We start from the raw sequence: 13,750 nt of genomic DNA, 5'->3' as shown, positions 1-13,750 counted from the left end.
CGGCGCGCCCGAGCCGCATGGTCCCGCCCCTGACGCGAACGGAACGGCCGCGCCGCTTTCGGGTCGGCCTCGATCGCTGGCTGGCGCTGGCCCTGCTGCTCGCCTGGGTGCCGATCCGCCTGTGGGATCCGGCGCCGGTCGAGGCCCTGCGCCTGCGCACCTTCGACGCCTTCCAGACCCTGCAGCCGCGCCCGGTGACGATGCGGCCGGTGGTCATCGTGGACATCGACGAGGAGAGCATCCGCGCGCTCGGTCAGTGGCCCTGGGCGCGGACCCGCGTCGCCGAACTCGTGCGCCGTCTCACGGAAGCCGGCGCGGCCGTCATCGCCTTCGATGCGGTCTTCCCCGAGCCGGACCGGCTGTCCCCGGCGCTCGTCGCCGGCACCCTCGACGGCCTCGATTCGGCCACGCGCGAGCGGCTCGCGGCGCTGCCGGGCAACGACGCGGCGCTCGCCAAGGCCATCGCCGCCTCGCGGGTCGTCGTCGGGCAGACGGCCCTGGAGCAGGCCGTCGCGCCCGTTGCCGGCATGCCGCAGACCGGCTTCGCGGTGCTCGGCCCCGACCCGTCCGGGTTCCTCGCCCGGTTCCCCGGCCTGCTGCGCAACGTCCCGGAGGTGGAAACCGCCGCCGCCGGTCGCGGCCTGTTCACGATCGTGCCCGAGCGGGACGGCATCGTGCGGCGGGTGCCCCTCGTGATGGTCGCCGAGGGGCACATGGTCCCGGCACTGAGCCTCGAGGTCCTGCGGGTGATCACCGGCGGCGATTCGGTGCTGGTGCGCAGCGACGCGGCCGGGGTCTCCGGCGTGGCGCTTCCCGGATTCGAGGTGCCGACCGATGCCTCCGCCTCGGTGTGGCTGCATTTCAACCATCACGACGCGGCCCGCTTCGTGTCGGCCAAGAGCGTTCTCGACGGCAGCCTCGACCCGGACCGCGTCCGCCAGCGCATCGTGCTGATCGGAACCTCGGCGATCGGCCTTCTCGACAACAAGACCACGCCCATCGACCGCACCATTCCCGGCGTCGAGGTGCACGCGCAGGTCTTGGAGAGCGTGCTGACGAAAGCGACGCTCGCCTACCCGAGCTACTCGATCGTGGTGGAGCTGCTGCTCACCGTCGGTGTCGGTCTGTTCGTCGTGCTGTTCGCGCCGGTGCTGGCCGCGGCCTGGCTGCTGCTCCTCGGCGCCCTCGTCGCCGCGGTGATCGTCGCGACCGCCTGGTTCCGCTTCACGCGGCTCGGCATCCTGATCGACCCGACCTTCCCGCTGCTCGCGACCTTCAGCGTCTACGCGACGCTCGTCTTCACGAACTACACCCGTGAGCAGCTCGGCCGGCAGCGCATCCGCTCGGCCTTCGGGCAGTACCTGTCGCCGGCCCTTGTCGAGCAGCTCGCCGCCCATCCCGAGCGCCTGAAGCTCGGCGGCGAGGAGCGGCGCATGACGATCATGTTCAGCGACGTGCGCGGCTTCACGACCATCTCGGAGTTCTACAAGACCGACCCCGCGGGCCTCACCGCCCTGATGAACCGCTTCCTGACGCCGCTCACCAACGCGATCATCGACCGGCGCGGCACCATCGACAAGTACATGGGCGACGCCATCATGGCGTTCTGGAACGCCCCCCTCGACGATCCCGAGCAGGAGGCGAACGCCTGCGCGGCGGCCCTCGAGATGATCGCGCGGATGAACGCGCTCAACGCCCTGCGCAAGACGGAGGCCGAGTCCGGCGGCCACCCGGTGCTGCCCATCGATATCGGCATCGGCATCAACACCGGCCGCTGCGTCGTCGGCAACATGGGCTCGGACCTGCGCTTCGACTACTCGGTCCTCGGCGACACCGTGAACCTCGCCTCACGGCTCGAAGGACAGTCGAAGACCTACGGCGTGAAGACGATCCTCGGCGCGGCGACGGCCGGCGTGGTCGCGGGGCGCTTCGCGATCCTCGAGATCGACCGCATCCGCGTGAAGGGCAAGGCCGAGGCCGAGACGATCTCGACGCTGATCGGGGACATGGCGATCCGCGCCTCGGCGGATTTCGCGGCGCTAGCGCGGGACCACGCCGCCATGCTCGCCGCCTATCGCGACCGGGATTGGGACAGCGCGCGCCGCCTGATCGACGCCTGCCGGGGCAACGGCCTCGCCGCATCGCTCTCCGGCCTCTACGATCTCTACGCCGAGCGCATCGCCTCCTTCGAGGCCGAGCCGCCCCCCGCGGATTGGGACGGCGTCTACGTCGCGCAATCGAAGTAGCGGCCGGGCGGTCTCCGCCGTGGTCCCGAGAGTGGGAGAGCCGGTGATCCGTCGGACCTTACGTCTCGGTACCCTCGCAGGAGGGCTCGCCGTTGCGATGCTCGGCCTCTCCCCGGCGCGGGCTGCGGAGGAGACGCAGATCTTCGGCATGACCGTGAGCCTGCCGGGCGCAAGCGAGGGCTGGGCGCGGAAGGACGCGAGCGACGGCGTGCTTCTCAACCGGACCTGGCTGCGCGAGGGCCGTCGAGGCGGTGGCGCGGCGTTGATCCAGATCCTGAAGCCCGTGCCCGGTAAGCCGGCGGCCCTGCCCGAGGCGTTCGCGCGCTTCGTCGCGACCTTCAAGCCGCTCGCCGACAAGCGCCCGATCACCAAGGGCGGCGGCCTCACCGTGAACGGCCACGCCTTCGTCTTCGATCGCCGCTGCTGCGGGCGGATGAACGACATCAGCGTCGACTCGGTCTCGGTCGGCATCGCGAGCCCTGCAGGGCATCATTTCCTGAGGTTCGTCTCACTCGGCCTCTCCCGCGACGACGAGAAGGCGGCGGAAGCCGAGTTCGAGGCGCTGGTGCGCTCCCTGCGCCCCCAAGCCGGGGACAGGGCCTTCGAGCTGAAGGGCGACGGCAAGGGATTCGAGGGCGCGTACACGCATCTGAGCACAGGCCTGCGTCCCAACGCCTTCGGCGGCATGGATTTCTACGCCGACAACGACGTGATGCTGTTCGATCCCTCCGGCCTGTTCAGCCGTCGCATCCCGAAGCACGGCCTCGGAATCGCCGAGCATTGCCGGACTGCTCCGACCGAGTGCGGCACCTATCGGCTTCTCGGCGGCGGCTTCCTGCGCGGGCCCGACCGCATCGAGTTGCTGGAAGCCGACAACCGCTTCGGCATGCTGACCCGGCGCGAGGAGAGCTTCACCCGCGAGAGCGGCGACCTCGTGATCGACAAGGGGCGCTACCGGGCCATCGCGCCCCTGGCGCGCGGGACCACCTTCGAGGGGACTTGGCGCCACTTCTTCGCCTCGAGCGGCAGCGGCGCCTTCACCTCCGGCAGCGTCGCCGTGGAACGCATGCTCACGCTCGGACGCGACGGCCGCTTCCGCCGCAGCGGCTTCACCGGGTTCTCCTCGACCACCGAATCCGCCAGCGTCGCCGGCGGCCGCAGCCGGCCCGCGGAGGCCGGGCACTACGCGATCGAGGGGCGGACGCTGACCCTGACCGGCGACGATGGCACCACGGAGCGCCTGAGCCTGTTCGCGCCGGAGGCCGGCTCCGACAAGCTCCTGGTGATCGAGGGCAGCAACTACCTCAAGCAGTACCGCACCGCCCGCTGACGTGCCGCTCGGGCGGAAGCCGGACCGATCGTTCTGCAGGGAGTGCCGGAAGCGTGGAGCGGGCGATCGGGATCGAACCGACGACATTCAGCTTGGGAAGCTGACGTTCTACCACTGAACTACGCCCGCGTGCCGCCATCGACGACAGGCGGCGGACCATAGCAGAGACGCCGAGCTTGTCCACGGCCGCGCTGCGGCGCGTTTCCATCGGGAGGGCTTTCGCGTAGTGCTCCCCGGCGCCGCGCTGCCTCGGGGCGCTGCGTCGGGAACAGAGATGGACACCACAACGGCCCCGCGCCCGCTCGACGAGACTTCGGTCCGGCCGCGACCGGGACTCGTCCTGGCCTCCGCCTCTCCGCGCCGGCTGGCTCTGCTGCAGCAGATCGGCATCGAGCCCCGCGCCTTGCTCCCCGCCGATCTCGACGAGACGCCCCGCAAGGGCGAGTCCCCCCGCGAGCTCGCCCGGCGCCTCGCCCGCGAGAAGCTCGCCGCCTCGGCTGAGGCGGCCCGTGGCCGCGACGATCTGAGGGACAGCTGGCTTCTCGCCGCCGATACGGTGGTGGCGGTCGGCCGCCGGGTGCTTCCCAAGGCCGCGACGCCCGACGAGGCCGCCGATTGCCTGCGCCTTCTCTCCGGGCGCCAGCACCGCGTCTACACGGCGGTCTGCGTGCTCTCGCCCCGCGACGAGCGCCGCGAGCGGGTCGTCGAGGCGCGGGTGCGCTTCAAGCGGCTCTCGGGCCGCGAGCTGCAGGGCTACCTCGCCTCGCGGGAGTGGGAGGGCAAGGCCGGCGGATACGCCATCCAGGGCCTTGCCGGCGCCTTCGTGGTGAAGCTCGTCGGCTCCTACTCGGCGGTGGTCGGCCTGCCGCTCTACGAGGCCATGACGCTCCTCGACGGCGCCGGCTTTCCCGTGCGCGAAACCTGGGGCGGGCTCGCATGACCGGCGCGCGCACTTCCAAGCCGGGCTGTCCCATCTGCGGGCGTCCGACCTTAGCCGAAGTCGCGCCCTTCTGCTCGACGCGCTGCGCAGACGTCGATCTCGGCCGCTGGCTCAACGAACGCTACGCGATCCCCGGCGAGGAGCTCGACGGCGACAGCGAACCGTCCCCGCAGGAACCCGCCGATTCTTCCCCAAACCGGCGCTGACGAGGCTGGACAGCCCGCCAAGCCGTCTCTATACCCCCGCAACCGGCCGGGCCGCCCCGCGGACCGTCGGTCGCCCAGGTAGCTCAGTTGGTAGAGCATGCGACTGAAAATCGCAGTGTCGGTGGTTCGATTCCGCCCCTGGGCACCATCGATTGTATGATGACAGGCTGGCTGCAACAAACGACAGCTAGTCGGAACAAGCCTTCCGTCGTCTGTTCCCCTCGATCATCGATTCGATAGCCCGCTTCGAGCCGCATCTTCGGCTATGACGCCGCGGAAATGCCGTCGTCATCGGCCGCTGCCGCCGAAGCACTCTTCGCCGTTTCGAGGAACACACCCTGATGATCAAACACGTGGCTTCGCATCCTTCCATCTGATCCCGGAGCGCGGTCCTGTGGGCCGAGCCTCCGCCGCGCTGCGAGGCTCCAATGCAAATTCCTATTGATGCGCGTGCGCCGCTTGCCGCAGGCATGAAACCCGCACTCGTCGGCGCCCCGGTGAATTCCCTAGGCTTCTGCTCGACCTGGGTGGAATCACGGGAGCGCGCGGTGACCTCGCCGCGAATTCGCGCCTGGATTATCAGTGACCTTCACCAGGAGCGGCCAGGAAACGCCTGGGGCCCTGCCGCGCACGCCCCTGCTTGGAGCGCGTCTCGTGCGGAAAGCCTGAAGCGCTCCACGAGACCGGGTCAACTCCAGGTGCTTCGGCCGGAGGAGGCAGGTTGGCGAGGGATCTGGGTCATGTCGGAATCGACAGGGCCTTATCCCGCGGGTGAGATCGTGCTGTGGGCGATGCGCTGGTCATACTGCTATGGCGTCAGCTATCGCGATCTTGAGCAGATGATGGTTGAACACGGCGTTCCGGTCGATCGCACCACGATCTACTGCTGGGTCCAGCGCTACGCTCCTGAGATCGAGACGCGGCTGCGCAACCCCGACCAGCTCTGCCGGTTATCCGTTGGTCCCGCCGCTGCAACGCGCCAATCCCAAGCCGCCAGTTTGGCCTCCACCGGATGAGCGACGGGGATCACGTCACGAACCTCAGCGGATCGAGTTCGCCGTTCACATCACGATCGCAAACCGCGCATCACGCTCGCACGGCCGGTCTCGGGGCGTATCCGCTGACGCCGCGGCAGAGCCAGGGCCACGCCAGATCGCCTCCGTGCACCGGAGCCCCGCAACACCAGCCATGGCGTTCAGGCCGACAATGCACTACCGTCAACTCGGACCACACAAAGAGGGCAGGCCAATCGAATTTGGCCCTGCCTCGAACCTTGGGGCGCGACGCATGTTCTGGGCACGACCTCGGCGCACGACGCCCGTGATAGGCGTTCGCCTTGGCGGTTTTGATGAGGCGTACTATCGCTGGCGATATCGCGATGTTGCCGAAGCAGATATTGATCCCTTAACGCATTACCTCGAGCACGGATGGCGAGAGGGGCGCGACCCTTCTGCATATTTCAGTACACGGGGCTACCTCGAACAAAACCCGGACGTGGCGCAAGCCGGCGTGAATCCCCTCGTTCATTTTTGGGAGAACGGTTTGTCCGAAGGCCGGAAAGGGTGGGAGCGATGAGCTTCTCGAAATCGATCTTCGAGATTTCCATTAAAGAAGTATGTCTTTTGTAGTTCTCTGAAAGAAGACAGGCAGAGTTCTCAGTAGTTCCTGGCAGATCTTGGTTCAACCACGCTTGATTGTGATTATCGAACCTCATAGACTGAATTTAGTCCTTTCAGCTATCCAGCCTCACCAACGTGGAGCAGCGGATTGACAGTAAAGGTCGGCTGGCGGCTGACTCTCGGCGCGGGTGGTCGGCGGGCGATGGCGTCTGCACAAACCCCGGCCAGATGAGACTCTCGCGCTGGCGTCAAAGCCAACCATCCACTAACGATCGCGGCGAACCACCAGCGACGGCAGATCACCGAGATCTAAATGAAAACTGACAAGCCGCTTCGTGTTGCGCACCTAAACCCAGCCTACTTCTCTCCCGATTCCTATGTCGGCGGCGGCGAGCGCTACGTCGACTATCTGATGCAGTCCTTGCAGACTGTAGGCGGGTTCGAGCAAGTCCTCTTCTCAATGGGCAAGGAAGATCAGTTTTTCCTGCGCGATGGTATCCCCATCCGTGTGTTGCGTAACGAGTCGTCGCATCCCGGCATGACGAACGCGGTCTCCGCCGCGCTTTGGCGCGAGCTTACCGACTTCGATCTCGTTCACGTTCATCAATGTCTCACGCTCTTCGGCGCCTACAGCACTGCGATTGTGCGCTCGCTGAAGATCCCGATGATCGGGACCGATCTCGGCGGCGGGGAGGATCCCCAAATGCTACGCGGGCGCGGCGTGGGGCTGCTTGACGGTGTCGTATCGATCTCGCAATACGCGCACAATCTGCTCGGCTCGTTCTTCAAGGGGCCACACGAGATCCTGATCGGCCCGATCGACACGGAGCGGTTCAGGGCCGGAGCCGCCAGACCGCCGCGCGATCCCCGAAAGCTGATCTGCGTCAGCCGGATCCTTCCACATAAGGGAATTGATCGCGTCATAGCAGCATTGCCCGAGGGGTTGTCGCTGACGATTGTGGGTCGCGTCTATCACCAGCAATACTATGAACTTCTGCTCGGCATGGCCGCCGACAAGGATATCCGCTTCGTACTCGACGCCGACGACAGCGCTCTTCTTGCGCTGTATGACGCGCATGGGATTTTCGTTCAGGCGTCGACGGCGCGCGATATCTACGGGAATGACGTCGCGAAGCCCGAGTTGATGGGTTTGACCACGCTCGAAGCCATGTCGTTCGGCTTGCCGGTCGTGGTGTCCGATGCCGGATCGCTCCCCGAACTCGTTCCTGATCCTCGGTTCGGGCGCGTATTCTCCGACGTCCCCACCTTAGCGGCGATCTTGCGCGAGGTGGTGGCGGGTTCATGGCCGGGGCCGAATGCTGGCGATCTTGCGCGGGCGCACGTCGTGCAGCATCACGGCATGGAGACGATCGGGCACCGCCTGGCCGATTTCTATCGGCGGACCCTTGCCGGCAAGAACCAGTAGAGGCAGTCCTTGCGCATCCTGTTCCTGACGAATCTTTATCCGCCGGTGATTCTGGGCGGTTACGAGATCGCTTGCGCACAGACAGCGGAGGCGCTGAAGAAGCGCGGCCACGAAGTGCGCGTGCTGACGAGCTGGTCTCATCTGCCGACGCCGATCGAGGCGGCCGACTGGGTCCATCGCCGCCTCGACCTGCATTGGCACATCCCGCACATGCCAAATCTCACCTACGAGGTGCGGGAGCTCCATAGTGCGGTCTGCTCATCCTACTCAAACACTCTGCATCTCTTGAACGCGCTGACAGAGTTCAAGCCGGACATCGTTTCGCTGTGGAATATGACCGGCATCGGCGGCCTGGCGATGATGGACTTGTTGAACTACCTCGACGTGCCTTGGGCGATCTATCTCGGCGATCGGGTCCCAGTCGATATTGCTGCGAACGTGCCGGAGGACGTTCGGGGCCTGTTCAATGCACAGGGCAGCCGACTCTACGAAAAGGCGCGGATTCAATCGGTCAGCCAAAATCTGCTCGACGAGATCGAGGATCACTCGGGCATCACGTTCGCGCACGGAGCCGATATCGTCGCCGGCTGGGCTGATCTCTCCTACGCGGTACCCCATGGCCCCTACATGCCGGACGGCAAGGCGCGGTTCGTCGCCGCCAGCTCGATCAGCGCCCACAAGGGCACAGACCTGATCATCGAGGCCAGCGTGCGGCTGAAGGATGCCGGGATCCACTTCTCTGTTGACCTACTCGGCGAGGGTGACGTGCCCCGCTACATCGACATGGTCAAACGGCTGCACCTGCAGGAACACGTCCGTTTCATAGGACAGAGGTCGTATCCCGATCTGCTGAGATCATATGCGGATTACGATGCGTTCCTGTGTCCGACCTGGGAGCGCGATCCCTTCCCGTTTGCGCCCCTTGGCGCCGCCGGGTGCGGTACGCCACCCATCATCACCGGCAATTGCGGGACAAGCGAGCGACTGATCGACAACGTCCACTGCATCAAGATCGACCGCACTGTCGACGATCTGGCCAGAGCCATGATGGAAGTTGCCGCCGGGCAGCATGATCTGGCCAAGATGGGTCGGGCTGGCCGACGGCTGGTGACCAGCGACCTCTCGTTCGACCGTCATCTCGATCGCATGGAAACCGCATTCGGCGAGCACATGCGACCCTGGAATGTGTCGATCGATCCGACGCTGCCGTTGCTCCTCTTCCTGAAGCATAATCTGTCGGTTAGGTTGCGCTTTGGCTGAGAATAAAGCGTCGGTGGAGCGACAGAATCATCTCATCCTGGGTGGCGATGGCTTCATCGGCCGCCACGTTGCGCTTCAGCTGGCAAGAGATGAGCATCACGTCACGATCGCGACGCGCTCGCTGCCGCGGTTTAGCTTCCCATCCGATCTATCGGATAACATCGTGCGGGTCGGCTTTGAACTTGCCTCCGCGGATTGGGACAGCTTGATCGCGGGCATCGACGTAATCCATCACTATGCGTGGAGCTCGATTCCGGCCAGCGCGAACGCCAACCCGGGCGGCGACCTGCTGATGAACGTCTCCGCCACGATCGGGCTCCTCGAGGCGCTGAAGCGCCGCGGCCACGGTCGCGTCCTCTTCACCTCGTCGGGCGGCACGGTTTATGGGCGGGTCGGTAGCATCCCCATCACCGAGGATACGGTGCTGAAACCGATCACGGCCTACGGGGCCGGCAAAGTCTGCGCGGAGGTATATCTGGGGCTTTATCGCGCTATGCATGGGCTCGACTGCAGGATCGCCAGGATTGCGAACCCGTATGGCGCTGGACAGAACGTGGCGCGGGGTCTGGGCGCGGTCACGACGTTCCTCCACCGCGCCGTCAACGGGCAGGAGATCGTGATCTGGGGCGATGGTGAGATCATCCGCGACTTCATTCACATCGCGGATGCGGCGAGCTGCCTGGCGAAGCTCGCCTGCGCGCCCCGCGTCGATGATTTCGTCTTCAACGTAGGGACCGGCGAAGGCGCTAGCCTCAACCAGACCATAGCCGTGATTGAAGACGCTCTCGGCACGCCGATCGCCGTGAACCGCCTGCCGTCCCGGTCGATCGATGTGCCGGCTAACGTGCTGGCCATCGATCGGGTCTGTCGGGTTCTCGGTTGGGCTCCGCGCGTATCGCTCTCGGCGGGAATCGCCAATACTATCGCTGACGTCAAGACTCACTGCTCGTTCTCGAGCCTGATCTGATCGGCGCGTCTCGACGCTGTAGCATGCACCTGGGGATATGAGATGGGTTTTGGCAATCTCGCAGAATTCGGTCGGTCGACTTCTGGGATGGCTTGGGCGACCAACCCCGTGCGCAGAGTACTCTGGTGGCTGATTGCGCCGTTCTTCCGCGGTGCGAGCGTACGCATCACGGCTTACATCGCGGTCGTTGAACGGGCCACGAACGCCCGGATTGACCAGCTGGCGGCGACGGTTTCCGCTGCGGACGGGGCCGCGAACGCCCGGATCGACGCGCTGGCGGCGACGATTTCCGCTGCCGAGGAGGCCGCGAACGCCCGGATCGACGCGCTGGCGGCGGCATCCGCCGCCGCCTCGCCGGCCGGCAGCGAGGCTTTGACGGCTGGCGATGACGCCAAGAACTGGCAGGACTTGGCGACGGCCGCTTTCGCCTCGCAGATGGGCGGTCTGCGCAAGGATTCTTATGCTGTGGCCCAGCGGATCGCAGGTCTCGAAGAGGAGCAGGGCAAGTCGGTCGAGCGCGTGGCCGAGCTGGCCCGCGAGCTCCACGCCGTGTTCGATGGATTGGATCGGCGTTACATCAAGCTTGAGCGCGATCTCGACGAGATCATGCAGGGTGCTGCGGTGTCGGAGCGGTTCAACGGCCTGGACGCGGCGATTGAGGAGTTGCGCGGGCTCGTGAAGCCGTCCCCTGACGAGCGCGGTCTGGTGCTCGCCAAAAGCCCAACGGGCGATCGCCTGTTGGTCCGTCCGCATGATCACATCGGCAGCCTGATTCTGGCCGGGAAGGAATGGGAGCCGCATGTCAGGGAAGCGATTGAGGATGCCGCGGCGTCGGATGGCGTAGCCGTCGACGCGGGCGCTTACATCGGCATCCACACGATGACCATGGCCCGTTGCTTCCGCACGGTCCACGCGTTTGAACCGCAGACGGGCATTCTCCAGGTTCTAGGCGGGAATCTGGCGCTCAACGAGCGGTCTAATGTCGTCACCCACCCGATGGCGCTCTACGATCGCAAGACCGGGATGAAGCTCGCCTCGCAGGAGCGTCAGGAGGTCGACCTCCCGATGCGAAACGGCCAAATCCTCTACCGCAAGCTGAGCAACGCAGCGGCTCTGACTTTCGAGGTTGCCAACGAGATGGATAGCCAAACCGCTGCCATCCCGCTCGACGAGCTTGGTCTCAAGAACGTCAAGCTGATCAAGGTCGATGCCCAAGGCGCAGATCTGCATGTGCTGAGGGGAGCGAGGGAGACGATCGCAAGCTGCCGGCCCATCATCCTCTTCGAATGGGAGCAGGATTTGGCCGCCTCCCACGGAACGAAGCTGGACGATCTGCACACGTTCCTGTCCGAGCTGGACTACGACGTCGCAGTCCTGCACGAGACAACGCCGGACCGGCAGCTCGACTATATCGCCAAGCCGCGCGCCGTCTCTGCGGGCTGATCGCTCGAACCCTCCGCGAGACGCTGTCATGACCCTGAACGACCTGTGTTGCCTTGGCGAGCATGATGCGAGCGAAGGCGACGATGCAAAGGCCTTTGAGGGTCTCGGGAGATCGTCGGTAGACCGTGGTCAGCAGCCGCAAGAGAGTTGCCTAAGCGAAGGAAGGCTCGGCGACCCGGCAGCGGGTCAGGACGAGGACATGCTTCTCGGCCTTGGGCACCTTGACGACTTGGAAGCGGATGCTGCGGGCCTGCGCTGCCTCGGACGGATAAGAGTGACGAACTATCCTGCCACGCTGAATCGGCGTGGATTCTGAGTCCATGACAGTGTCCAGGGAGCGGTTCGCCCGCATGCGTTTACTTCTGCTCGCACCCTGGCCGTTCCGTCGTCCGCGTAATGGCGGGCAGTTGCGGGCCAGCGCGACCGTGCAAGCGTACGCGAGCGCGGGTTTCGACGTCCGCCATGCAGGGTTCTACCACGCCGCCGAGACGCCGGCAGCAGACGTCTGGGCGAGCGACATCGCGCTCGATGCAGACGTCATGGCCGAGTTGGACCGCATGCCGGCTCAGGAGCGACGCTCGGAGATGGCGTGGTGGAAGGCGGTTGCGGGCGCGCCGAACACCTACGCGGCGTTCGTCGCCGCAGTCACGAACGCCGGCCCTCAGGTGCTGCAGTTCGAGGAAATTGCGCTATGGCCTGTCGTGAAGCGGCTGTGCGCCGACGGGCACCTGGACGGCGTGATGATCGTCCACTCTTCCTATAATTTCGAGACGGTCGCTTGGCGTCACCGGGCCGTGGCCGGGGCCAGCATCACGCCCGAGACTGTCCGCGACATCGCGGCGTTCGAAAGAGAGATCGCTCGGGAATGCGATCTCATCGTTACGGTTTCGGAGGGAGATGCTGCCCAGTTTCGTAGGCTGGGCGCTGGCCAGGTCTGCGTCGCGCCGAACGGCGTGGCCTCGCTGCCGACGCAACCTCATGACGCCGTCTCGACCTATCTCCCCCTTGGCTCGCCCTACGCGATCTTCGTCAGCAGCGCTCACCCGCCGAACGCTCACGGAATCGTCGACCTGGCGGCACAGGCTCAAGGCCACCCCCTGTCCGGAGGCGAAATCGTCGTCTGTGGCAAGGTCGGTTCGCTGATGCGGGCGGCGCCTCGTTTCCAGAAGGCCCGCCGCGTCCTGGACCGGTGCCGCTTTCTCGGCTGGGTCGACGATCACGCCCTAGCTACGCTTTATGCCGGCGCGCGGGTCGTTATCCTGCCCAAGCTGTACAGCGGCGGCTCGAACCTGAAGACCGCAGAAGCGATCGTTAGCGGACGCCCGATTGTCGCGACGCGCCTTGCTTTCGAGGGATTTGAGGCATGCACCGATCTAAACGACATCACAATCACCGATGATCCCAGCGAGTTTTGGGAATCTGTGGACCGCTATCTGTCAAGCGGTCACACAACTGCTCATCGCTCGCCGGAATCTGTTCAAGATCTGCTCTGGGAAAATTCCCTGCGGCCAATGGTTGCGGCTGTTTCCAGTGCATTTGGCTGATTAATTATTGGCTTAATCTACTCAAATCGAGCCGGAATTGCCTTTGTGAAACCCGTACAGCCCGTCGATAATGCAAGAATGGCGTGGGTCACTTTGATGGCATTGCTGTAATCCCTAGAGCTGGGCCCGACCATATACTAGCAGTTACGTCGCCTGCGTATCCGGCGGCGGTGAGGCGTTGCGGCACTCCTGAGCTGTGAAACGAGTGAGTGCCTGCCGGATGGTGGCCCAGAGGTCGACACGGTGCGGGCGGTCCTGGTCCGGACCAGGCGCTTGAGCTTGGAGAAGATCTGCCCGATTGTGTTGAAGTCTTTGCGCGGTCCTTCGGTTCGGGCGCGTTAGGCAGGAGGTAGAGGAGCCGCGTCCCCGCCACCTCGATCATCTCGCACACGCCAGCCACCTTGTGCGTCCCGAGGTTGTCGATCGTATCACCGGGCCGCAGCACCAAGGCCAGGATGTCTGTGACGTAGGCCCGGAAGTGCCCCCGTTCGTGGCGCCATCGGCCAGATTAAGTGCCACAGGCCGTCGGCGCGCAGCGCTTTGGTGACCGGTCGTCTTGCAGTAACCTTGCGACACGGCGGTCCGGCGGCGCTGGCCGCGCGGCGCCCATCCGTAGCGGCGGGCCATGTTGGTGGTGGCGGTCTCGTCGAGGAACATCAGCCGATCCGGGTCGAGGATGTCCTGGTTCGCGAACCAGTTCTCCCGGGCGGCCTCCACGTCCGATCGATCCTGCTTAGCGGCGTGCAGGTCCCCTTCCGCCGCCTGGCGC

10 protein-coding genes, 2 tRNA genes and 2 pseudogenes are annotated in these 13,750 nt (G+C 65.4%); 12 read left to right on the top strand and 2 right to left on the bottom strand.

Features of this window, described 5'->3' with window-relative positions; genetic code table 11:
* The first annotated feature begins 17 nt into the window (after positions 1-17).
* Both MFF04_RS04330 and MFF04_RS04325 read left to right on the top strand, forming a co-directional pair.
* Entirely contained in the window at positions 18-2,246 is a 2,229-nt protein-coding gene (locus tag MFF04_RS04330; protein ID WP_238274240.1) for a CHASE2 domain-containing protein, read from the top strand.
* 97 nt (positions 2,247-2,343) lie between these two features.
* Positions 2,344-3,576: a hypothetical protein gene (locus tag MFF04_RS04325; RefSeq protein ID WP_238274239.1), complete on the top strand. Its 1,233-nt coding sequence runs from the start codon at positions 2,344-2,346 to the stop codon at positions 3,574-3,576.
* Positions 3,577-3,630: 54 nt separating this feature from the next.
* On the opposite strand, the gene MFF04_RS04320 is transcribed toward MFF04_RS04325, so the two are convergent.
* Positions 3,631-3,705: transfer RNA gene (locus tag MFF04_RS04320), tRNA-Gly, on the bottom strand.
* A gap of 145 nt (positions 3,706-3,850) precedes the next feature.
* On the opposite strand from MFF04_RS04320, the gene MFF04_RS04315 reads away from it, so the two are divergent.
* The 10 genes and pseudogenes from MFF04_RS04315 (at position 3,851) to MFF04_RS04265 (ending at position 12,981) form a co-directional block, all read left to right on the top strand.
* On the top strand, positions 3,851-4,516 hold the full coding sequence (locus MFF04_RS04315) for a Maf family nucleotide pyrophosphatase (RefSeq protein ID WP_238274238.1): 666 nt from the start codon (positions 3,851-3,853) through the stop codon (positions 4,514-4,516).
* Positions 4,513-4,722: a DNA gyrase inhibitor YacG gene (locus tag MFF04_RS04310; RefSeq protein ID WP_238274237.1), complete on the top strand. Its 210-nt coding sequence runs from the start codon at positions 4,513-4,515 to the stop codon at positions 4,720-4,722. The genes MFF04_RS04315 and MFF04_RS04310 overlap by 4 nt, the downstream gene beginning before the upstream one ends.
* A gap of 72 nt (positions 4,723-4,794) precedes the next feature.
* Positions 4,795-4,870 (top strand) — tRNA-Phe (locus MFF04_RS04305).
* 592 nt (positions 4,871-5,462) lie between these two features.
* Positions 5,463-5,651: pseudogene (locus tag MFF04_RS04300) on the top strand (IS6 family transposase); the annotation flags it as partial.
* A 1,003-nt stretch (positions 5,652-6,654) separates the two neighbouring features.
* Positions 6,655-7,767 (top strand): glycosyltransferase family 4 protein, encoded by a 1,113-nt coding sequence (locus tag MFF04_RS04290; RefSeq protein WP_238274235.1) that lies wholly within the window; start codon positions 6,655-6,657, stop codon positions 7,765-7,767.
* 9 nt (positions 7,768-7,776) lie between these two features.
* A complete protein-coding gene (locus MFF04_RS04285; RefSeq protein WP_238274234.1) occupies positions 7,777-9,027 on the top strand; it encodes a glycosyltransferase family 4 protein in 1,251 nt (416 codons plus the stop codon).
* Between the two features lie 13 nt (positions 9,028-9,040).
* Complete coding sequence (locus MFF04_RS04280; RefSeq protein WP_238274233.1) at positions 9,041-9,994, top strand: NAD-dependent epimerase/dehydratase family protein; 954 nt, start codon at positions 9,041-9,043, stop codon at positions 9,992-9,994.
* Positions 9,995-10,081: 87 nt separating this feature from the next.
* Positions 10,082-11,437, top strand: coding sequence for an FkbM family methyltransferase (locus tag MFF04_RS04275; protein ID WP_238274232.1), 1,356 nt, complete (start codon positions 10,082-10,084; stop codon positions 11,435-11,437).
* Positions 11,438-11,465: 28 nt separating this feature from the next.
* Positions 11,466-11,753: a hypothetical protein gene (locus tag MFF04_RS04270; RefSeq protein WP_238274231.1), complete on the top strand. Its 288-nt coding sequence runs from the start codon at positions 11,466-11,468 to the stop codon at positions 11,751-11,753.
* Between the two features lie 34 nt (positions 11,754-11,787).
* Positions 11,788-12,981, top strand: a complete 1,194-nt coding sequence (locus MFF04_RS04265; protein ID WP_238274230.1) for a glycosyltransferase — start codon at positions 11,788-11,790, stop codon at positions 12,979-12,981.
* 88 nt (positions 12,982-13,069) lie between these two features.
* Here MFF04_RS04265 and MFF04_RS04260 read toward each other — a convergent pair.
* Positions 13,070-13,750, bottom strand: a pseudogene (locus MFF04_RS04260) (transposase); the annotation flags it as partial.

It is taken from the genome of Methylobacterium jeotgali (assembly GCF_022179345.1).
Classification (GTDB): domain Bacteria; phylum Pseudomonadota; class Alphaproteobacteria; order Rhizobiales; family Beijerinckiaceae; genus Methylobacterium; species Methylobacterium jeotgali.
The sequence above is the reverse complement of the archived record's forward strand: the minus strand, read 5'-3'. Positions and strand labels throughout refer to the sequence as shown.

What these genes read in the sequence shown, in the direction of transcription:
- MFF04_RS04290 (WP_238274235.1), top strand. Translation starts at nt 6,655, where the DNA reads ATGAAAACTGACAAGCCGCTTCGTGTTGCGCACCTAAACCCAGCCTAC.
- MFF04_RS04330 (WP_238274240.1), top strand. Translation starts at nt 18, where the DNA reads ATGGTCCCGCCCCTGACGCGAACGGAACGGCCGCGCCGCTTTCGGGTC.
- MFF04_RS04315 (WP_238274238.1), top strand. Translation starts at nt 3,851, where the DNA reads ATGGACACCACAACGGCCCCGCGCCCGCTCGACGAGACTTCGGTCCGG.
- MFF04_RS04275 (WP_238274232.1), top strand. Translation starts at nt 10,082, where the DNA reads ATGGCTTGGGCGACCAACCCCGTGCGCAGAGTACTCTGGTGGCTGATT.
- MFF04_RS04265 (WP_238274230.1), top strand. Translation starts at nt 11,788, where the DNA reads ATGCGTTTACTTCTGCTCGCACCCTGGCCGTTCCGTCGTCCGCGTAAT.
- MFF04_RS04310 (WP_238274237.1), top strand. Translation starts at nt 4,513, where the DNA reads ATGACCGGCGCGCGCACTTCCAAGCCGGGCTGTCCCATCTGCGGGCGT.
- MFF04_RS04325 (WP_238274239.1), top strand. Translation starts at nt 2,344, where the DNA reads ATGCTCGGCCTCTCCCCGGCGCGGGCTGCGGAGGAGACGCAGATCTTC.
- MFF04_RS04270 (WP_238274231.1), top strand. Translation starts at nt 11,466, where the DNA reads ATGACCCTGAACGACCTGTGTTGCCTTGGCGAGCATGATGCGAGCGAA.